This window comes from Parapedobacter deserti, assembly GCF_042646065.1.
Taxonomy (GTDB): Bacteria; Bacteroidota; Bacteroidia; order Sphingobacteriales; family Sphingobacteriaceae; genus Parapedobacter; species Parapedobacter deserti.
Genome location: NZ_JBHRTA010000060.1, coordinates 72,031 through 90,741, shown reverse-complemented (window position 1 = coordinate 90,741; position 18,711 = coordinate 72,031). Strand labels below are relative to the sequence as shown.

The 18,711-nt window shown below is 50.0% G+C and carries 22 protein-coding genes; 8 read left to right on the top strand and 14 right to left on the bottom strand.

Translation table 11 applies throughout. The annotated features are described in order from the left end of the window. Positions 1-12: 12 nt before the first annotated feature. The 3 genes from prpC to ACFOET_RS19285 all read right to left on the bottom strand — a co-directional run bounded on the left by prpC (position 13) and on the right by ACFOET_RS19285 (position 3,042). The gene (prpC, locus tag ACFOET_RS19295) at positions 13-1,170 is read right to left on the bottom strand and encodes a bifunctional 2-methylcitrate synthase/citrate synthase (protein WP_379025751.1); all 1,158 of its coding nucleotides are present in this window, start codon (positions 1,168-1,170) and stop codon (positions 13-15) included. Between the two features lie 24 nt (positions 1,171-1,194). After that, complete coding sequence (gene prpB / locus ACFOET_RS19290) at positions 1,195-2,079, bottom strand: methylisocitrate lyase (protein ID WP_379025749.1); 885 nt, start codon at positions 2,077-2,079, stop codon at positions 1,195-1,197. Positions 2,080-2,217: 138 nt separating this feature from the next. Then, the gene (locus tag ACFOET_RS19285; RefSeq protein ID WP_379025747.1) at positions 2,218-3,042 is read right to left on the bottom strand and encodes a universal stress protein; all 825 of its coding nucleotides are present in this window, start codon (positions 3,040-3,042) and stop codon (positions 2,218-2,220) included. A gap of 109 nt (positions 3,043-3,151) precedes the next feature. Between ACFOET_RS19285 and panB the strand changes: the two genes are divergently transcribed. Next, the gene (gene panB, locus ACFOET_RS19280; RefSeq protein WP_379025745.1) at positions 3,152-3,967 is read left to right on the top strand and encodes a 3-methyl-2-oxobutanoate hydroxymethyltransferase; all 816 of its coding nucleotides are present in this window, start codon (positions 3,152-3,154) and stop codon (positions 3,965-3,967) included. A 71-nt stretch (positions 3,968-4,038) separates the two neighbouring features. After that, entirely contained in the window at positions 4,039-5,562 is a 1,524-nt protein-coding gene (locus tag ACFOET_RS19275) for an FAD/NAD(P)-binding protein (protein ID WP_379025743.1), read from the top strand. Positions 5,563-5,607: 45 nt separating this feature from the next. Here the strand turns inward: ACFOET_RS19275 and ACFOET_RS19270 are convergent, their stop codons facing one another. Next, positions 5,608-5,943 carry an OmpA family protein gene (locus ACFOET_RS19270; protein ID WP_379025741.1) on the bottom strand — a complete coding sequence of 112 codons (336 nt, stop codon included), beginning with the start codon at positions 5,941-5,943 and terminating at the stop codon, positions 5,608-5,610. Between ACFOET_RS19270 and ACFOET_RS19265 the strand changes: the two genes are divergently transcribed. Together ACFOET_RS19265 and ACFOET_RS19260 are read left to right on the top strand one after the other, a co-directional pair. Beyond that, positions 5,936-6,289 (top strand): hypothetical protein, encoded by a 354-nt coding sequence (locus ACFOET_RS19265; protein ID WP_379025739.1) that lies wholly within the window; start codon positions 5,936-5,938, stop codon positions 6,287-6,289. The two genes, ACFOET_RS19270 and ACFOET_RS19265, sit on opposite strands and share 8 nt — an antisense overlap. A gap of 90 nt (positions 6,290-6,379) precedes the next feature. Next, positions 6,380-6,790 carry a hypothetical protein gene (locus ACFOET_RS19260; RefSeq protein WP_379025737.1) on the top strand — a complete coding sequence of 137 codons (411 nt, stop codon included), beginning with the start codon at positions 6,380-6,382 and terminating at the stop codon, positions 6,788-6,790. Between the two features lie 9 nt (positions 6,791-6,799). Here the strand turns inward: ACFOET_RS19260 and ACFOET_RS19255 are convergent, their stop codons facing one another. The 6 genes from ACFOET_RS19255 to radC all read right to left on the bottom strand — a co-directional run bounded on the left by ACFOET_RS19255 (position 6,800) and on the right by radC (position 13,171). Beyond that, positions 6,800-7,345 carry a DUF962 domain-containing protein gene (locus ACFOET_RS19255; RefSeq protein WP_379025735.1) on the bottom strand — a complete coding sequence of 182 codons (546 nt, stop codon included), beginning with the start codon at positions 7,343-7,345 and terminating at the stop codon, positions 6,800-6,802. Positions 7,346-7,382: 37 nt separating this feature from the next. Then, entirely contained in the window at positions 7,383-8,933 is a 1,551-nt protein-coding gene (gene rny / locus ACFOET_RS19250; protein WP_379025733.1) for a ribonuclease Y, read from the bottom strand. Positions 8,934-9,291: 358 nt separating this feature from the next. Beyond that, on the bottom strand, positions 9,292-9,582 hold the full coding sequence (locus tag ACFOET_RS19245; RefSeq protein ID WP_379025731.1) for a cell division protein ZapA: 291 nt from the start codon (positions 9,580-9,582) through the stop codon (positions 9,292-9,294). 36 nt (positions 9,583-9,618) lie between these two features. Next, a complete protein-coding gene (locus ACFOET_RS19240) occupies positions 9,619-9,927 on the bottom strand; it encodes a hypothetical protein (protein WP_379025729.1) in 309 nt (102 codons plus the stop codon). Between the two features lie 78 nt (positions 9,928-10,005). After that, positions 10,006-12,405, bottom strand: a complete 2,400-nt coding sequence (gene pheT / locus ACFOET_RS19235; RefSeq protein ID WP_379025727.1) for a phenylalanine--tRNA ligase subunit beta — start codon at positions 12,403-12,405, stop codon at positions 10,006-10,008. A 70-nt stretch (positions 12,406-12,475) separates the two neighbouring features. Then, a complete protein-coding gene (gene radC, locus ACFOET_RS19230) occupies positions 12,476-13,171 on the bottom strand; it encodes a RadC family protein (protein WP_379025725.1) in 696 nt (231 codons plus the stop codon). 173 nt (positions 13,172-13,344) lie between these two features. Here radC and ACFOET_RS19225 point away from each other — a divergent pair, with 173 nt between their 5' ends. From ACFOET_RS19225 to ACFOET_RS19215, 3 genes are read left to right on the top strand one after another with little or no spacing between them, the layout of a single operon-like run. Further along, positions 13,345-13,782 carry a peptidylprolyl isomerase gene (locus tag ACFOET_RS19225; protein ID WP_379025723.1) on the top strand — a complete coding sequence of 146 codons (438 nt, stop codon included), beginning with the start codon at positions 13,345-13,347 and terminating at the stop codon, positions 13,780-13,782. Positions 13,783-13,790: 8 nt separating this feature from the next. Continuing rightward, positions 13,791-14,210: a DUF5606 family protein gene (locus tag ACFOET_RS19220; protein ID WP_379025721.1), complete on the top strand. Its 420-nt coding sequence runs from the start codon at positions 13,791-13,793 to the stop codon at positions 14,208-14,210. A gap of 15 nt (positions 14,211-14,225) precedes the next feature. Continuing rightward, positions 14,226-14,372 (top strand): hypothetical protein, encoded by a 147-nt coding sequence (locus tag ACFOET_RS19215; protein ID WP_379025719.1) that lies wholly within the window; start codon positions 14,226-14,228, stop codon positions 14,370-14,372. 207 nt (positions 14,373-14,579) lie between these two features. Here ACFOET_RS19215 and rlmH read toward each other — a convergent pair whose 3' ends face one another. Next, positions 14,580-15,053 (bottom strand): 23S rRNA (pseudouridine(1915)-N(3))-methyltransferase RlmH, encoded by a 474-nt coding sequence (gene rlmH / locus ACFOET_RS19210; protein WP_379025718.1) that lies wholly within the window; start codon positions 15,051-15,053, stop codon positions 14,580-14,582. Between the two features lie 69 nt (positions 15,054-15,122). Further along, positions 15,123-15,416: an FtsB family cell division protein gene (locus ACFOET_RS19205; protein WP_379025716.1), complete on the bottom strand. Its 294-nt coding sequence runs from the start codon at positions 15,414-15,416 to the stop codon at positions 15,123-15,125. 180 nt (positions 15,417-15,596) lie between these two features. On the opposite strand from ACFOET_RS19205, the gene ACFOET_RS19200 reads away from it, so the two are divergent. Further along, positions 15,597-16,121 carry a DinB family protein gene (locus tag ACFOET_RS19200; RefSeq protein ID WP_379025714.1) on the top strand — a complete coding sequence of 175 codons (525 nt, stop codon included), beginning with the start codon at positions 15,597-15,599 and terminating at the stop codon, positions 16,119-16,121. A gap of 58 nt (positions 16,122-16,179) precedes the next feature. Here the strand turns inward: ACFOET_RS19200 and eno are convergent, their stop codons facing one another. Continuing rightward, positions 16,180-17,472 carry a phosphopyruvate hydratase gene (eno, locus tag ACFOET_RS19195; protein ID WP_379025712.1) on the bottom strand — a complete coding sequence of 431 codons (1,293 nt, stop codon included), beginning with the start codon at positions 17,470-17,472 and terminating at the stop codon, positions 16,180-16,182. 100 nt (positions 17,473-17,572) lie between these two features. Then, entirely contained in the window at positions 17,573-18,697 is a 1,125-nt protein-coding gene (gene carA / locus ACFOET_RS19190) for a glutamine-hydrolyzing carbamoyl-phosphate synthase small subunit (protein ID WP_379025710.1), read from the bottom strand. Positions 18,698-18,711 lie beyond the last annotated feature (14 nt).

The following is an 18,711-nucleotide window of genomic DNA, read 5'->3' as shown; positions in this document are numbered from 1 at the left end:
GTTAGTCTTTGGTTATGAGCGGTCACCCAACGGCACAAATTCCCGTGGCTCCGGCCCCGTATAGTTCGCGCTCGGCCGGATAATTTTGCCATCCTGCCGTTGTTCGATGATATGGGCACTCCACCCCGTCACCCGTGCGATTACAAATAGCGGCGTAAAGAAAGCCGTTGGGATACCCATCAGGTGATAGGATACGGCCGAAAACCAATCTAGGTTCGGAAACATCCTTTTCTCCTCCCACATCAGCGATTCCAGCCGCTCGGCAATACTGAACAGCGTCATATCGCCCGAATCTTCCGACAACTGCCGGGCTACTTTCTTGATGACCACATTGCGGGGATCAGCAATGGTATATACCGGATGCCCGAATCCGATAATGACCTCCTTCCGCTCCAAGCGTCTCCTGATATCTGCTGCTGCCTCATCAGTATTGGCATACCTGCTTAGTATCTCGAACGCCACTTCGTTGGCGCCGCCATGCTTCGGGCCTCGCAACGCACCAATGCTTCCTGTGATGCAGGAATACATATCCGATCCGGTCCCCGCAATCACACGACCGGTAAAGGTAGATGCGTTGAATTCGTGTTCTGCATAAAGATTGAGTGAAATTGCCATTGCCTCACGCCAGGATGCCGACGGCGCCTCGCCATGGAGCAGGTGCAGAAAATGCGCACCAATGGACGTTTCGTCCGTTTCTACGTCAATGCGCTTACCACGATGCGCGTAGTGGTACCAGTACACCAGTGCGGACGCGTATGATGCCAGCAACCTATCGGCAATGTCGCGGGCCCCTACCGGGTTGTGGTCCTCCTTTTCGGGATGGACGGTTCCCAATATTGAAGTGTAGGTCCGGAGCACATCCATGGGGTGCGCTGCGGGGGGGATTCGTTCCAGCACACCTCTTGCCACCTGCGGCAGCCCCCTCAGCGACTTCAATTTACTTTCGTACGCCCGCAACTGCGGCGGCGTGGGTAATTCTCCATGAATGAGCAAATGAGCTACCTCCTCGAAAGAAGCGCCCTCGGCCAGATCAAGGATGTCGTACCCCCTGTAATGCAGGTCGTTGCCGCTCTTGCCCACCGTGCATAATGCCGTGTTACCTGCTGCTACGCCAGACAAGGCCACGGATTTCTTCGGTTTAAACCCGGTTTGTTGATTGTTTTCACTCATATTTTACGACTGTTTACTTCCAAACTACTTACCATACAATTCATCCAGTTTCTGCTCAAAATCATGGTAGCCGATGCTATCATACAGTTCAGCGCGGGTCTGCATCGTATCCAGCACATGCTGTTGGGTTCCATCTGTGCGGATATGCTGGTAAACATTCATGGCCGCCTTGTTGGCCGCACGGAACGCAGACAATGGATACAGCACCAAACCGATGCCAGCATCCGCAAGTTCGCTAACCGTCCACAACGGCGTCATGCCAAACTCCGTGATATTGGCCAGCACCGGGAGGCCCGTCGCTTCTGCGAACGCACGGTATTGTGCGAGCTCCGTCACCGCCTCGGCAAAGATGAAATCTGCCCCTGCTTCGGCGTAGGCTACAGCCCGCTCCAACGTCGCGGATAATCCCTCGTTGGCCAGTGCATCAGTGCGTGCGCCGATGGCAAAGCGGTGATCAGTTCGCGCATCAACAGCTGCTTTCAGCCGGTCTACCATTTCGGATGTGCTGACCAGTTCTTTATTCGGGCGGTGCCCGCATCGCTTCGCCCCCACCTGATCCTCCATGTGCAATGCCGCTGCCCCAGCCTTGACCAAGCTCTTTACCGTTCGTGCTACATTGAATGCAGAAGGGCCGAAACCAGTATCCACGTCGACCAGCAGTGGCGTGTCACAGACATCCGTGATGCGCTCCACATCGACCAGTACATCATGCAGCGATGATATTCCTAAATCGGGTACCCCTAAAGAGCCGGCAGCAACGCCCCCGCCGGATAAATAAATCGCCTTGAACCCAGCTTGAGTCGCAAGCAATGCATGATTTGCGTTTATCGCTCCAACGATTTGCAGCGGCCGCTCGGCGCTGAGCGCCGCATGCCAGCGTTCTCCGGCAGATAATGTATTCCCGTTCATCCCAAGTTATTTTGCGAATCCGGTAAACTTAGATAAATTTCTTTTAAAAAAGAATTTATCGATCTCTCCGCGGCCATTGAAAGCCTTTTTAGCGGAATATATGGAGTGCAAACGACCTAGGGCAGCACTGCTTCATCGTCATGTGTTGATGAATAGCGAGGGAATGGTCGGATAATTTGCGATTGCTTTGGTCAGGCTCGGTTCGAAAACCTTCTGAAAAAACGACTTACTGGGCCTCGCAAACACCAGCAGGTTTAATCCTTCCGATTTGGCAGTTTGTGTCACCGCATTGACATCCACTTTTTCCACGGCTACGGCCTTGCAGGAAACGCGCCAGTCGGGATAAGCCTCTTCTACCTTACGCTGCCAGCGTCCGAGTTCTTTTTCGGGGGCTTTTTCATCAGCCTTATAAAAGTGGAGCATGGATAGCTGCGGCCTAAGGTTGATCGCTTGCTGCAAAGCCAACAAGGCATCCAATTCCTGATCGTCACACGCGGTGAAAAAACCAATCCGTCGGAATGAAAACTCAGGCGCATCCATGGGAACCACCAAAACTGGTACGGGCGATTTCTTGATCACCTCATAGGTTGTGCTGCCTAAAAGACTTTCGGTGATGTTCGTGACTCCTTTAGTACCCATCACGACCAAAGAACTTTCGCCTTTCTGAAGCTTGTCAGCGACAACCTCAATCATAAAGCCCTTTATACATTCTCCTTCCACGTCCACTTCCGGAAATTGCCTACTCAAATTCGCTACCAGGTTTTTCATGGCCTCTGCAGATTCTGTTTCGGCCCACCGGATCTGTTTGACGCTGTTGCCTTCCTCTCGGTAGCCCGAATACAGCGCAATATACACATGCAGCAATTGCACCTTTTGTTTCGATTCGTTCGCCAGCGAGCATGCATACTCCGCTGCTACAAACGCATTTTCTGAAAAGTCAGTGGGAACTAAGATCGTCTTCATGTTTATTATTACAACTAAACGGTAAACTTTGTGTTGACAAAATTACCTCTTATGGTAAAACCTGCTAATAATTCTTGCGTTCAATGACGTTTTTTACTACGTTTGTTTTATGTCTGTAAATAGGGAAATCAAACGTATCACCACCCATAGCGTCCGCCAAATGAAAGTTAATGGCGAAAAAATTGCCGTGCTCACCGGTTATGACTATTCAATGGCGCGTATACTGGACGACGCTGGCATAGACATCATCCTCGTTGGTGATTCCGCAGCCAATGTGATGGCCGGTTATGAAACTACCGTACCCATCACACTGGAAGAAATGATGCTCCATGCATCTGCAGTTGTCCGGGCTGCCAAACGTGCCCTCGTCGTCGTCGACCTGCCCTTCGGCACTTACCAGGGCGATAGCGGCGACGCGCTGAAGGCCGCCGTGCGCGTGATGAAGGAAACCGGTGCCCACGCTGTAAAGGTAGAAGGTGGCGTTGAAATTCACGAAACGGTACGGCGGATCGTCAATGCTGGCATCCCGGTCATGGGCCACCTCGGCCTCACTCCGCAGTCAATCTACAAATTCGGCACCTATACCGTCAGGGCTAAGGAAGAAGCCGAAGCCAGCAAGCTGAAGGTCGATGCAAAACTACTGGAAGAAGCTGGTTGTTTCGGCGTCGTCCTGGAGAAAATCCCAGCAACGCTGGCAGCGGAGGTTACGGCAAGCTTAGCAATCCCCACCATTGGTATCGGCGCGGGTCCTGGATGTGACGGCCAAGTACTGGTAGTGCACGACATGCTCGGCATCAACAAGGGCTTTAAACCTAAGTTCCTCCGCCAGTACCTGAATCTTTACGAAGCGATCGGAGAAGCCGTAGGCCGTTATATCCGCGATGTGAAAGCTTCAGAGTTCCCATCAAAAGATGAGCAGTATTGAAACAATCGTCAAAAGGCACGGACACGATACTCACCTAAACAATTGCCGCCACAGTTAGGTTGTTAAACCATATGGGCACGCAATATAAAACAACCATTGCTATCGTTGGAGCCGGTGCCAGCGGGGTAGCCTGTCTTATCCAGCTGGTCATTAAACATATTGTTTCGGCGAAAATCGATCCAATATCCATCATTCTTTTTGAAAAAAGGAACGAGTTCGGTCCGGGACTGGCATACGGCACCGGACAGGAGGGTCACCTCCTAAACACACGGGCGGGACTGATGGGGATATTTCCCGATGAACCGCTGCATTTTGTGCAGTGGATGCAAAGCCACCAGCAATCCCTCGGGAATCGTCTCGACCAGCATATACATCCAAACGCGTACCCACCCCGCATGCGCTATGGGGAATATGTACAAGCTATGCTAAACTACTATCAGCAAGAGGCAGGGCGGCATGGCATCACAGTAAAAAAGGAACGGGCCGAAATCATCGATGCTGAGATCACAGGAGATCAAAAAGTCATATTGGTGGCTAGCGGCTGCAACAGATACATAGCCGACTATGTAATCCTGGCTACAGGAAACCCTCGTTCAAACAACTTCACTCACCTCGAGAACTTACATGCTTATATTCCCTCCCCCTGGCCGGCTGGACGAATACTGACCACGGTAACGGACAAGTACGCCCGTGTCGGCATCGTTGGGAGCAGTCTTACGGCTATAGACGCGATGATCACGTTGGTCGAAAACGGCCATAAAGGTACCATCAGCTTTTTTTCATTAGAAGGGTTGCTACCCAGGGTACAGCCCCCCATAGAGGCACCATACGAGCGAAAGATACTTACCCTTTCCAACATACGGAAACTAATCCGTGAAACGCAAAGACCCTTGCGTGTCAAAGACCTAATACGGTTTCTCCGTGCTGAAGCTGAGCAGCATCTCCAACAGCAGGTTAACTGGAAGGCTGAAGAGCGGAGAGGCAAAGATCCACTGAAGCTACTGACGAAGGATATCCAAGATGCGCTGGGTGGCCATAGCATCGTCCAGCGCATTCTCTATTCCTTACGTTATGAATCCTATCCCATCTGGAAAATGTTGCCGGCCGACCAAAAACTGCTGTTTGGAAAATGGATAAAGACCGATGTGGATATTAATTGGCACGCAATTCCAATGGAAAACGGCATTAAGTTAAAGCAAATGCTGGAATCTGGCCAACTCCTTGTCATCGGTCACAGTGACGACATTGAATGGAACGGAAATCACTTTATACTCAAAACAAACGATGGCAAATCGTACCGTGCAGATTTTGTAATCAACGCCTCTGGCCCTGCCACGTCGCTACAACAAATGGACGACTTGCCGCTTCTGCAACAGCTGCTGAAACGAGGTTATATTGAGGAATACGGGCCAGGTGGCTTGATGGCGGACCTTAATACCATGCGCATTCTGACACAGGATGTGACATCTCACTCCCCTTTCTATGCCATCGGACATCCGTTGATCGGCCTTCAGCATGATGTCAACGCGCTGTGGTTCAACGTTACGCAGGCTGATAAGCTCACTGACGACCTGATTCAGCGGCTAAGCCGCTGATCATCGAGGCGTCTTTTCATGCGCTATCCGGCAAAAACTACTTCGTTATTCGTTATCGCCTATAACGAAAAACTCTACCCGCCTGTTCCATTGATGCTCCTCCTCTGTACATTCTACGCCTTTGGCACAATGGTTGGCAAGTTTGGTGGCCCCATAACCCCTTGCAACCAGCCGATCTTTGGCAATCCCCATGCTGACCAGGTAGGCGACCGCCGAATCAGCACGCCGCTGGGTAAGTTTCATGTTGTAATCAGCACTACCCCGCGAGTCCGCATGCGCACTCAACTCAATCCGGACCTTGGGATCGCTGTTCAAAAACGCAGAAATATTACAAATCAACCAAGCACTATACGACTGCCCATTTATCGAATACGTGCTCAATTACACTTGCTTTCAGCCGGAAAATGAGGCCAATGTCGCTAAACTCCTCGACTTTGAACTGTCCGATCAGCACGAAATCATCCTGCGCAGTAAGATAGCTTTTATTGCATTGCTTAAATGGGATAAGGAAGCATTCTTTGACCAACTTGAGGCACTTTCCTATAAACGGCCGGAAGCCTATGCCTGCTTTATTGCCAATCCGTTGATAATACTTTCATACCTGTATCAATCGTTTAGAGGCGAACGTATCGAACAGTCTGCTGCCCGTGAGCTTAACGAATTGCCCCATCGAATGCAGTCAGAAAATCCGCTTGTCACAAATCAGTTGTTTGACTTTTTAATCTAATTTGCAGTAAAGGTATCCGGCAAAGTAGAAATCGCTCGCAGGTATAGGGAGTTCATACATCGTCGACTCGGTCGAATAGGGCCGCGAAGTATGGCCGAGCTTGGTTCCACTGAGCTTATTTATGCCCTTTACCTTTTTGAATGCGGGGAGACAGCTGCGATGAATGAATACCTGCCTCAAAAGCCATTTAGCTATCCGGCTAATCTATTTCACCGATTGCTTCATCTGAACCTACTCATGCGATCGATAAAGCTTGAAAAAGGAGGCGATTGTAAAAAGCTCGGGCAACAGGCTATTGTACTTTGCGAAACACACGGATTTAAGCTGTTGGAAGCCTATTTCCGGATGCTTACCATAAATAAGGTTCCAAAGAACGAGCGGTCATACCATTTTAATATCCTGAAATTCCAATTTACAACATTCGGCTACACAATGGGACTTAAATCGCTTCAAAAAAATACGGTTGAAGCGACAGCGATCTCCCCTGCTTGCGGAATATAGTGTATCCAATCAATATGGGATATTCAGTCGTTTAAATACGAAGTGCCAGAGCCAGATCGGTCCCAAAGCCAACAGTCGCAGAAAGCTGCGCATGGATACGGGGTAGCGTTCCATGCGCTTTCCCACGGCCAAGGCAGCCAAGGCAACCAACAACAAAATGGCGCATACGAGCCAGACAGCGGGTCCGCCGGCTTGTTCAATGTATTCCAGTTGTACGATGAAAAAAGCAAACAACCCGACCGTCAACAGCACCGCATACGACAACGTCGGTGCTAAACGCAGGTAATAATACACGAATCCAGCAATAAAAAAAGACCCCCAATTGAGGAACGTATCATAGCCGCGTGCTTTCAGAAAAGCAATTTCTGGGAAAGGTATCATCCAAACCAACCCTAGCACCGCAAAGAAGAAAACAGGCAGCGCCATGTACTGGATAACCCGATTAGCCGGGTGCCTGTAATGCTGGTTTAATGCTGCAAAATGCACATCCACTTTCCGCTTGGAAACTACCTGCTGTTTATGCTTACTGTTTTGGCCCCCTGACTTACGACTCACAACCTATGACTGACTAATGATTATAACGACTAAACGACTATTTTGCATACGACACCGATCGCGTCTCACGGATTACCGTCACCTTTATTTGTCCGGGATAAGTCATTTCAGTCTGTATCCGCGTAGAGATATCGGCTGCCAAGAGCTCTGCCTGCGTGTCGGATACCCGTTCGCTTTGCACGACAACCCGCAGTTCACGTCCGGCCTGAATAGCAAACGTTTTTTCCACTCCAGGGTATGAAAGGGCCAATTCTTCCAACTCTTTAAGCCGCTTGATATAATTCTCCACCACTTCACGGCGAGCACCAGGCCGGGCGCCGGAGATGGCATCACAGGCCTGCACAATCGGTGATATCAGCGAAGTCATCTCAACCTCGTCGTGATGCGCACCTATTGCGTTGCAAACATCAGGATGCTCCTTATATTTTTCCGCCAGCTGCATTCCCAAAATAGCATGCGGCAGTTCGGGATTATCGTCGGGCACTTTACCGATATCATGCAGCAGTCCCGCCCGTTTGGCGTGTTTCACATTTAAGCCCAGTTCTGCAGCCATCGTTGCACTGAAATTAGCCACTTCGCGTGAATGTTGTAGCAGATTCTGGCCATAAGACGAGCGATAACGCATCCTGCCCACCATCCTGATCAGCTCCGGATGGAGCCCATGTATACCTAGGTCGATCACCGTGCGCTCGCCGATTTCGACGATCTCATCTTCAATCTGATTTTTGGTTTTCGCCACCACTTCTTCAATGCGAGCCGGGTGTATGCGCCCATCCGTCACCAAACGGTGCAATGCCAACCTGGCGATCTCACGGCGTACAGGGTCAAAACCGGAGAGAATAATCGCCTCCGGTGTATCATCCACAATGATTTCTACGCCGGTCGCAGCTTCCAAGGCACGGATATTCCTTCCCTCACGGCCAATGATACGGCCTTTGATCTCATCGTTTTCGATATTGAATATCGAAACTGTGTTTTCAATAGCACTTTCCGTGGCAGTGCGCTGTATGGTCTGTATGACAACCTTCTTGGCCTCCTTTGTGGCGGTGAGCTTTGCCTCGTCTACAATGTCCTTTATCTGGATGATTGCCTGCGAACGGGCTTCCTCTCTGAGGTTCTCCACCAACTGATTTTTCGCCTCCTCTGCAGAAAGCCCGGCAATAGTCTCCAGCTGCTTGATGTGCTGTGCCTTGAGCTGTTCTACTTCTTCCTGCTTCTTCTCGTTTACCTCGATGAGCCGCTCCAAGCTCTTCCGTGTGTTTTCAAGCTCCTGTTTCTCCCGGTTCAGGTTTTCAAGCTTTTGGTTGAGCGACTGCTCCTTTTGCCGGACACCGTTTTCCCGCTGGTTCAGCGCGTTGTTCTTCTGGTTGGTTTCCTTTTCGTGCTCGGCTTTAAGCTGCAGGAATTTCTCCTTGGCCTCGAGCATGCGCTGTTTTTTGAGGTGCTCACCAGCCTGCTCAGCCTCTTTTAGTATTTTCTTCGCCTTACTCTGTGCAGCTATTTCTTGCTTCTTGAATAAGAACCGTAGGGCAAAGCGGCCAACGACCACCCCAACGGCAAACCCTATTATGGTGTATATAATCTCCATATATATTATTTATTTATTTTAGTATTCTTTCGTTAATGAGTTATTCGCCCATTCGCGAAACCTGATCCAAGGTTCACCAAAACCTTTGCATACAGGTCTTCGAACCGGCCTCGTAATATCCAAAATATCAGTACGTTACGACCAAATACACGGCATAAAAAAACCGCAATTAAATTAATCAGGTCTCATGTATTATAAACTTCCTTACACAGGTTTAGCGTATTGGTCATGACCAGATGGCTTCTGCAAAATGGCCTACATCTCGTTTACGCTTTGTGATATTGAAGCGTTAAGTTTAAAATAGTGAAACCCGAATTTAACTGCGGTAAATTCGTTTTAAGCTCTATTAATAAGAACGTTATTTATTAAAGAATTCAGTCAACATGCCATCCAGTTCATTTACAGCTTTAACGATGCCTACTTCGTCAGTACTTGACTTCCGCTCTGCTTTCAACATACCGGTCGCATAATGAAGCACACACATCGATAATAAGTCCTGCTTATCCCTTACCGCATAATTTTCCTGAAATTCCTTAATCCTGTCATTTATCAATTTTGCCGCCCGCCGAATCACTTCCTCCTCCTCCATATCCACACGCAATGGGTAAATCCGGTCGGCGATGTTTATTTTTATGGAAATTTCTCCCATGTTTGAGCTAATTCACTATGCACACTCACCCGCTCATTACCTGAGCAATTCGATACACTTATCTATTTCCCGCACAAAATCGTTAATTTTTTGTTTGGTGTCAAGTATTTTTTCATTTATTCCCCCCGTATCCACTTCCACTTCCTCAAGGGAACGCGCAACCGCAAGCGCTTTAAGCTTTTCTTCCATCTGCTTATTCCTATCGTTGCTCGTGTCAAAGGCCACCTTCAGCGACTGCAACTCCAGCTTCAGCATGTCATTTTCTTCTTGCAAAGATACGCATAAATCCAATAGCTTACGCGTATGCTCCACTATGTTCTCCAACTGTGCCGCTACTGATGACATTATTGCTGTTCCGCTTTTCTTTTTTGCCGTTCTCTTTTTTTCGCTTTCCGCCGCTCACTCACTCACTCACTCACTCACTCACCTTCCCCTCACTTCCGCACCGGCTTCTTTTTCAAAATTATAAATTAATTTCTTAACAATCGCGTCAATCTGTTTATCATTTAGCGTTTTCTCTTCGTCCTGCAACACAAAATGAAGCGCATATGATTTCTTCCCTGCCGGCAATTTATCACCTCGGTACACATCGAAGACGTTGATGCTTTTGATCAGTTTACGTTCTGTCCGCTCTGCGACGGCTTTCAGCGTACCGAAGCTGACCTTCGCATCCACCAATAGCGAAAGATCCCGCTGTACCGCCGGAAATTTCGACACTTCATGATAGGTGATCTTTTTCTTACGGATGGTTTTAAGCACCTGCGCCCAGTCAAAGTCCGCATAAAACACCGCTCCATCGACGTCAGCTTTGGTCAGGTGCACGGCCTTAACCAGTCCGAACGACACCAATACCCTGCCGTTTTTTTCGTAGGTCAGCCCGAACTGGTAGTGACTCTCCGGCGCATCAGACACCGTTAACCCCGAAATAGCCAATCGCCGTATAATACCGTCCACGCTAGCTTTCATATCATAGAAAGATACCGATCCGGACGGATGATTCCACTGTTCGGGCAACTGCCTTCCAGTGATCGCCAACGCCAAACGCTGCGTTTCCATATAGCTCTCACCTGAAAGATGATAAGTTTTGCCAAATTCGAATAGTTTCATATCTGCATGCTGGCGCTTTTGGTTGTAAGACACCACTTCCAACGCTGAAAACAGCAGATTCTGCCGCATCACGTCTAAGTCGGCGCTCAGCGGGTTGACGATGCGCACGGCAGTTGCCGTATCGTCCATGTAAGCCATTTTCGTCAGCGAGTTGGACAGAATTTCACGGTAGCCGTTGCCAACAAGCAAATCCGCTACCTGGTGTTGCACTACTTCATTGTCCGGCTTCGGCGATGTGTTGAGCGAGGCCTTGATCTGCCTTTTGATCTCAATGTTGTTGTAGCCGTAGATACGCAGTACTTCTTCGACAATGTCCACTTCGCGGGTCACGTCCACTTTATAAGGCGGCACCTGCACGTTCAATATACCATCCGATTCATCGAGCACCTTCATCCCCAGCGCCTCGATGATTTCGCGGATTTCACCTTCCGGAATAGCCTTTCCGATTAGCTGCTGCACCCGGGCATACCGCACGTCAATCGCGAAGGGCGCTATAGGTGCTGGGTAGTGGTCCGATACCGGCGTTGATATGTGACCGCCGGCGACCTCTGCGATCAGCATTGCGGCCCGCTTAAGGGCTAGCACGGTCATATCCGGATCGGTGCCCCGCTCAAAACGGAACGACGCATCGGTCTTGAGTCCGTGCCGCTTGGACGTCTTCCGCACAGATACCGGATTGAAATAGGCGCTCTCCAGAAACACCTCAGTGGTTTGCTCGGTAACTCCTGAGTGAATACCGCCAAACACCCCCGCAATACAAAGCGGCTTATCTGCGTCGCAGATCATCAGGTCTTCGATGTGCAGCTTGCGTTCCACGCCATCCAGCGTAACGAATAGCTCCCCTGGCTTTGCAGCGCGTACGATCACCTGGCCTCCGGCCAGCTTATCCGCATCGAACGCATGTAAAGGTTGTCCAAGTTCATGCAGTACATAGTTAGTCACGTCCACCACGTTGTTTATCGGGCGTATGCCTATGGCATTCAGCCGCTCCTTAAGCCAGTCGGGCGAATCACCCACCCGTACGCCGGTGATGCTGATGGAGCTATACCGTGGACAAGCATCTACCGCTTCTATCACCACAGGCACGGGCTTACCATGCCCTTCTTCAAACGCAGAAATATCCGGCAGGCGGTGCTCACCGCGCAGGAAGGCCGCCACATCACGGGCAACACCTAAGTGCGACGCCGCGTCCGCTCTGTTCGGTGTAAGGCCGATCTCGAAGACCACATCGTCCTTTAGGTCGAAGTAGTCTTTCGCGGCCATGCCCACCGGTGCATCAGCCGGCAATTCCATAATGCCGTCATGGGAGGCCCCTAATCCGATTTCATCCTCGGCACATATCATTCCCTCAGACACCTCACCACGTATTTTGGATTTATTGATTTTGAACGGTTCCCCCCCGGTCGGGTAAACGGTCGTTCCGACCGAAGCTACGACAACCCGCTGGCCGACGGCCACATTCGGGGCACCGCACACGATGTGCAAGGGTACGTCTCCACCGATATCAACCGTCGTAACACGCAGGCGATCAGCATTCGGATGCTGATCGCATGTCTTCACCTCTCCGATCACTAACCCGTTTAGCCCACCCGGTATACGTTGCACCACATCAAGTGATTCTACCTCGAGCCCAATATCCGTGAGAATAGCCGAAAGCTCTTCAGGCGTACGGTCTGTTTGTATAAAGTCTTTAAGCCAATTATATGAGATCTTCATCCTGATTCCGGAATTTGTGCAAAGATGGACTTTTTTTCCCGTTTCTCAAACACACTCGGAACACGGATGCCTACAACAACCCGCTATCCCGGAAACTACAATACCCGCTGTCGGCGAAGATCACATGGTCGTTGATGACGAAATCAAACAGCTTGGCAGCCTCAGCCAATTTGTTGGTTAATTGGATATCCATTGTACTGGGCTTCAGCGTACCAGAGGGGTGGTTGTGGGTGAGAATCACGCTGCTTGCACGGTATTCCAGCGCGAGGCGCAGCACTTGTTTAATATCCACCGGTGTAAAGTCGTTGCCTCCTTTTCCGACAAGTTGCTTGGTGATCAGCTTACAGCCGCCTCCCAAAAATAACACCCAGAACTCCTCATACGGCAGATCCTTGTAAACGCGATCCATGTATTCATGCACCCGTTTGCTACTGTTCAATATCGGACGTTCTTCCTTCTTCCGGTCCACCCTGCGTCTGCCCAGTTCCAACGCGGCAACAATGCTGATGGCCTTGGCTTCACCGATACCTTTGTAGTGACATAACTCAGGCACCGACAGCCGTGACAGCTCATTGAGGTCGTTGCCCGCATCATGGAGAATACGGCGGCAAAGTTCGACGGCCGACTCATCCCTCGACCCGCTCCCGATCAGGATGGCCAGCAATTCGGCGTCTGTAAGCGCCCGTCGTCCCTGTTCCTGCAGTTTTTCGCGCGGACGATCTGCTTCTGCCCATGCTTTAATGGTTACTTTAGCTAATTTATCCATAGGTTTATCTAATTACCAGCAAATATATAAAACGCCTTCTGTGTTTTTACAACATTTTACTAATTTTTTTAGTTATTTTTGTGTTATTCTTCGTTTCGACTGATCTTGGTTTCCGGCCATCGGTCTTCCCACTTTCAACTAAAACGTTATCTTTGCAGTCCAATTTTAAAAACATGAGTAAAGCAATTATCAAGACGGAAAAAGGCGACCTCACCGTACAATTCTACGATGCGGACGCCCCGGGCACTGTGTCCAACTTCCTGAAACTGGCCAAGTCAGGCTTCTATGACGGCGTAACATTCCATCGGGTGATACCAGATTTCGTTATTCAAGGTGGTGATCCGACCGGAACCGGCGCAGGTGGCCCCGGATATTCCATCAACTGTGAACTGGACGGCAAAAACCAGTTCCATGATCGCGGGGTGTTATCCATGGCTCATCGGGGCCGCGACACCGGAGGCTCCCAATTTTTCATCTGCCACAGCCGTACAAACACCGCACATCTCGACGGGCACCACACTTGCTTCGGTAAGGTAGTGGAAAATGTGGACGCTATTGACGATATCCGGCAGGGCGACAAAATCTTGGGAATCGACATCATCGAAGAATAAACGAAGCAATGAATCTAAAGGCACTTGTATCTGTCACAGGCAAACCGGGGTTGTTTAAACTGATCGGACAAAACAAAAGCGGCTTCATACTGGAAAGCCTCGACGGGCAAAAAACAAAATCCGTCGTGAACCTTGCCACCACAAAGCTTGCCACCCTGGAAGACATTACCGTCTACGGTAATGCGGAAGAACTGAAGCTTGTCGATATCCTCGAACGTATCAAGGAGCGCGGTGAACTACCGGATGTAAAGTCTGATGGAAGAACCCTTCGCGAATTTTTCAGAGACGTGGCACCGGATCACGACGAGGACCGGGTATATAGTTCGGACATTAAAAAAATCATCAATTGGTACAATATCATTAAAGAACTGCCGCTCTTCCACGAAAGCCCTGCCGAACCGGCGGACGCAGGCCAGACCGGGCAATGAGTTGTTAGAAGCATCATGGAGCCCCTCCATGCCACACGGGTACCGATGTTCGCACATCCGGTACCCGTACAGACCACAAACGAACCGATTAACATCGTGCCCTGCACGTCGAACGAGACGGATTTGCTGAAACACAAGCTGCCGCTCAGAAAAAGAAAATAATCGCAGCTGCGATCGCGAGGCCGATAACAACCATGATCCAGAATAACTTGCTTTCGCGGGACGTATCCGTCCCTTTATAATGATAGTTTCTCTTTGGAATCCTCATAACTTAAGTGCTAACAACCGTTCCTGCTTATTGTTTTGATGATCCGAACGCCTAAAATTCATAAATGAACGCAATAAACTTACTGCTCCGGAAACTGCCCTTCACTCATGATGATAGGGTTCTCCATTAAGTATGCTGAATGCCCGGTACAGCTGTTCTACGAAAAACAGGCGCACCATCTGGTGTGAAAAAGTCATCTTCGACAGGGAAATCCTCCAGTTAGCCCGATGATACACCGACTCATCGAAGCCGTAAGGCCCACCCACCACAAAAACCACGTGCTGCAGACTGCCTACCATCAATTTGTTGAGCTGATTGGCAAACTCGACCGAACGGTATTCCCTGCCCCGTTCATCTAGCAAACAAACATGATCGGCGGGCGACAGGTGTTTCATAATCAACCCTGCCTCCTTCGATTTTTGCTGGTCGGCACTTAGGTGCTTGGTGTTCTTGACATCGGGCAGTGCTACTAGGTCAAAACGGATGTAATGTTTCAACCTAAGCTGATACTTCTCAATCGCCAAGGCAAAACCGGCATCGTCTGTCTTGCCTACACACAACAAGGTGATCCGCATCCGCAAACTTAGTTAAATTGTTTTCTTCTTCCAGCGAAAATGGTTAGAAAACGCAACACATTATAGGAATTACTCTTCCCGCTCAATGATTACGAAAACATCTTCGTTTTCCTTTTTCATCTTGTATCTTTCGCGGGCAATACGCTGTAGCGCCTGGGGGTCGGTATTTAACGCGTGCATTGTTTCGGTCACCCGTTCGATTTCAGAAGTGTAAAAAGCCTTTTCCGCTTTCAATCCTTTCAATTGACTGTAGTAGTCATATTGGGTGGCCACGTCATGCCGGTCGAAAAACAGCATCCAAACGGTAAATGCCACACCGGCAATGATATATTTATTACGGATAACGGATAATAGTCGTTCCATGTCCACAAAATACCATAAAAATATCCGGAATTCCAAATGTACAAACCGCTAAGGCAGCTGCAGCGGCTGCAGCTATTAAAGTCGCGATATACCCGCTTATTTGTCTGCAATGCCCCGCATGCCGTAACATGTTTCGCTATAACTTTACACGATTACGTAACCTTTAAAAAAAACAGAAACATGGATAAGCCCAGAGCTAACACCCTGACAATCGTTATCCCTGCCTACCGCATGCATAGCCAGCTATTCAATAATATGCTGGATGGCATCCGTGAGGAAGATGCCCAAAAGCGCATAGCCGATAAAACCAATCATTTTGCCTGGATGGCCGGAAACCTGGTCAATTGCAGGTACTGGCTGGCCGAGGTTTTGGGCATCCGGGAAAAAGACCCCAACGAGGATCTTTTCAAGGATGCTAAAGCCATAGATACCTCCCTTCAGTACCCACCACTGGAGGAGCTAAAAAAGCAGTGGCATGAGATCTCGCCGCTGCTGTACCGGAAACTATTGTCGGTGGAAGAAGAACAACTTAACGAAGCATATGCATTTGGGATGGACACGCCCTATCTCGAAGAGAACAAACTCAATATGGTGGGTATGAGCCTGGACCGTGAAAGCTACCTGTTCGGTCAATTGGGTCTGATGCGGAAGACGCTGGGATATGAGGGGGTAAGATATGACCTCGACGATAGCCTAAGCTATTAAAAAGGGGGAGCCAGTTGCCTGCACCCCCCTTCGGTATTGTTATTGCGGCGAGCAGCGCTTACTTCGCGAACTTGAAGCTCTTGCCCAGAAACCGCGCATTGCTACCCAATTCCTCTTCGATGCGGAGCAATTGGTTGTACTTAGCAATCCGGTCTGACCGTGAGGCCGATCCGGTTTTGATTTGTCCGCAGTTCAATGCCACGGCCAAGTCGGCTATCGTATAGTCTTCCGTTTCGCCGCTGCGATGGCTCATTACCGACGTATAGCCGTTGGTTTGCGCCAGCGACACCGCGTTAATGGTTTCGGTAAGCGACCCGATCTGGTTTACCTTCACGAGGATGGAATTGGCGGTATCCGCATCAATTCCCTGCTGCAGGCGCTTGGTGTTGGTCACGAACAGGTCGTCGCCCACCAGCTGCACGGTTGCACCGATCTTGCCGGTCAGCAATTTCCAGCCTGCCCAGTCGTCTTCATGCATCCCGTCTTCGATGGAGATGATGGGATATTTCACACTCAATTCAGCCAAATAAGCCGCCTGCTCTTCGCTGCTGCGTACGGCGCCCTTATCTCCTTCAAACTTGGTGTAGTCATACTTACCGTCTTTGTAAAACTCGGAAGCAGCACAATCCAGCGCCAGGTAAATATCGTCGCCCGGCTTGTAACCCGCAGCCTCAATAGCCTTCAATATCGTTTCTATCGCATCCTCGGTACCGTTGAATGCCGGCGCAAAGCCGCCCTCGTCGCCCACGGCGGTAGACAGCCCGCGATCGTGCAGGATCTTCTTCAGGTTGTGGAACACCTCAGCGCCCCAGCGCAATGCTTCCGAAAATGAAGGCGCACCTACGGGCATGATCATGAACTCCTGGAAGGCGATGGGCGCATCGGAATGCGAGCCACCGTTGATGATGTTCATCATGGGGATGGGCAGCGTATTGGCATTGACACCGCCGATATAGCGGTACACCGGCTGGCGGCTTTCCTGCGCTGCGGCTTTGGCCACCGCAAGCGAAACCCCTAAGATGGCGTTGGCTCCCAGGTTGCCTTTGTTATCGGTACCGTCCAGTTCAATCATCACCTTGTCTATCGCGTTCTGCTCGAATACATCGATACCCTGCAATGCATCGGCGATTTTTGTGTTTACGTTCTCCACGGCTTTCAGCACGCCCTTGCCCAGGTACCTGGACTTGTTGCCATCCCGCAGTTCAACCGCTTCATGCACGCCCGTGGAAGCTCCCGAAGGAACGGCCGCACGGCCCACAAAACCGTTTTCAGTAGTCACATCCACCTCTATGGTCGGATTGCCGCGCGAATCCAGTATCTGCCGCGCATGTACATCGATGATCAAACTCATGTAGTCTTCTATTTTTAAAGGTTAACGTTCGTTACTTATAGCTACCTCCGATAGTGTAAAACATACACCACGGCGGCTACCGGTCAAAATTACATAAAAATCATTGCCGTTCCAATATAAGCTCCCCCTTTTCCATCAGTCCGACAAACTCGTCAAACAGGTAACGCGAGTCGTGCGGCCCGGGTGACGACTCGGGGTGGTATTGTACGGAAAACGCTTTCTTGCCTTTCACCCGTATGCCTTCGATCGATTGGTCATTGAGATTCACGTGCGTTATCTCCACCTTGTCGGATTGCTTGATATCGTCAGCCACCACGCCGAATCCGTGGTTTTGGCTGGTGATTTCGCAGCGGTTTGCGATCACGTTTTTCACCGGATGGTTAATACCGCGATGACCGTTGAACATTTTCCGCGTGCGTATATCTACCGCCAGGGCCAGCAGCTGATGCCCAAGGCATATCCCGAAGAGCGGTTTATCGGCGGCCAGGACGTCTTTGACCGTCTGAATGGCGTAGTCCATAGCTGCCGGATCACCCGGCCCGTTGGAGATGAAATAGCCGTCGGCTCCCCACGCATCCATTTCAGCAAATGTGGTCTTTGCCGGAAACACCTTGGCATATACTTTACGGGCATCAAAGTTTCGGAGGATATTCTTCTTGATGCCCAGATCCAGCACCGCTACCCTGAGCGGCGCATCTTCATTTCCATAGTAATACGGGGTCTCCGTAGTCACTTTCGATGAAAGCTCCAGACCGGCCATGGAAGGCACCTGTGCGAGTTGCTTTTTCAACACATCCACATCCAGCGTTTCCGACGAAATGATTGCATTCATCGCCCCTTTATCGCGGATATGGCGAACCAGTGAGCGGGTGTCGACGTCAGAAATACCCACCAAGTTGCCATCTTCGAAGTACGTCTGTATAGAAGAGTCGGCCATCTTGCGGCTGTAGTTGACACTGTAATTCTTGCAGACCAGCCCAGCGATTTGGATCTTGTTAGATTCCGACTCGTTTCCCGCGATTCCGTAATTGCCGATATGGGCATTGGTCGTGACCATAATCTGCCCGTAGTACGAGGGATCAGTAAAAATTTCCTGATAACCGGTAGTTCCGGTGTTGAAACAGATCTCGCCCGTCGTGGTACCGATCTTCCCCGCCGCCTTGCCATAGTACACCGTCCCGTCTTCCAGTAACAATACTGCCGGAAGTTTACTGTAATTTGTCATTCGTTGTTATTGTA

What these genes read in the sequence shown, in the direction of transcription:
- radC (WP_379025725.1), bottom strand. Translation starts at nt 13,171, where the DNA reads ATGGATAAATTAGCTAAAGTAACCATTAAAGCATGGGCAGAAGCAGAT.
- carA (WP_379025710.1), bottom strand. Translation starts at nt 18,697, where the DNA reads ATGACAAATTACAGTAAACTTCCGGCAGTATTGTTACTGGAAGACGGG.
- rny (WP_379025733.1), bottom strand. Translation starts at nt 8,933, where the DNA reads ATGGAGATTATATACACCATAATAGGGTTTGCCGTTGGGGTGGTCGTT.
- ACFOET_RS19240 (WP_379025729.1), bottom strand. Translation starts at nt 9,927, where the DNA reads ATGTCATCAGTAGCGGCACAGTTGGAGAACATAGTGGAGCATACGCGT.
- ACFOET_RS19260 (WP_379025737.1), top strand. Translation starts at nt 6,380, where the DNA reads ATGGCCGAGCTTGGTTCCACTGAGCTTATTTATGCCCTTTACCTTTTT.
- ACFOET_RS19275 (WP_379025743.1), top strand. Translation starts at nt 4,039, where the DNA reads ATGGGCACGCAATATAAAACAACCATTGCTATCGTTGGAGCCGGTGCC.
- ACFOET_RS19245 (WP_379025731.1), bottom strand. Translation starts at nt 9,582, where the DNA reads ATGGGAGAAATTTCCATAAAAATAAACATCGCCGACCGGATTTACCCA.
- ACFOET_RS19215 (WP_379025719.1), top strand. Translation starts at nt 14,226, where the DNA reads ATGGAGCCCCTCCATGCCACACGGGTACCGATGTTCGCACATCCGGTA.
- pheT (WP_379025727.1), bottom strand. Translation starts at nt 12,405, where the DNA reads ATGAAGATCTCATATAATTGGCTTAAAGACTTTATACAAACAGACCGT.
- ACFOET_RS19200 (WP_379025714.1), top strand. Translation starts at nt 15,597, where the DNA reads ATGGATAAGCCCAGAGCTAACACCCTGACAATCGTTATCCCTGCCTAC.
- ACFOET_RS19285 (WP_379025747.1), bottom strand. Translation starts at nt 3,042, where the DNA reads ATGAAGACGATCTTAGTTCCCACTGACTTTTCAGAAAATGCGTTTGTA.
- prpC (WP_379025751.1), bottom strand. Translation starts at nt 1,170, where the DNA reads ATGAGTGAAAACAATCAACAAACCGGGTTTAAACCGAAGAAATCCGTG.
- eno (WP_379025712.1), bottom strand. Translation starts at nt 17,472, where the DNA reads ATGAGTTTGATCATCGATGTACATGCGCGGCAGATACTGGATTCGCGC.
- ACFOET_RS19205 (WP_379025716.1), bottom strand. Translation starts at nt 15,416, where the DNA reads ATGGAACGACTATTATCCGTTATCCGTAATAAATATATCATTGCCGGT.
- ACFOET_RS19220 (WP_379025721.1), top strand. Translation starts at nt 13,791, where the DNA reads ATGAATCTAAAGGCACTTGTATCTGTCACAGGCAAACCGGGGTTGTTT.
- prpB (WP_379025749.1), bottom strand. Translation starts at nt 2,079, where the DNA reads ATGAACGGGAATACATTATCTGCCGGAGAACGCTGGCATGCGGCGCTC.
- panB (WP_379025745.1), top strand. Translation starts at nt 3,152, where the DNA reads ATGTCTGTAAATAGGGAAATCAAACGTATCACCACCCATAGCGTCCGC.
- ACFOET_RS19225 (WP_379025723.1), top strand. Translation starts at nt 13,345, where the DNA reads ATGAGTAAAGCAATTATCAAGACGGAAAAAGGCGACCTCACCGTACAA.
- rlmH (WP_379025718.1), bottom strand. Translation starts at nt 15,053, where the DNA reads ATGCGGATCACCTTGTTGTGTGTAGGCAAGACAGACGATGCCGGTTTT.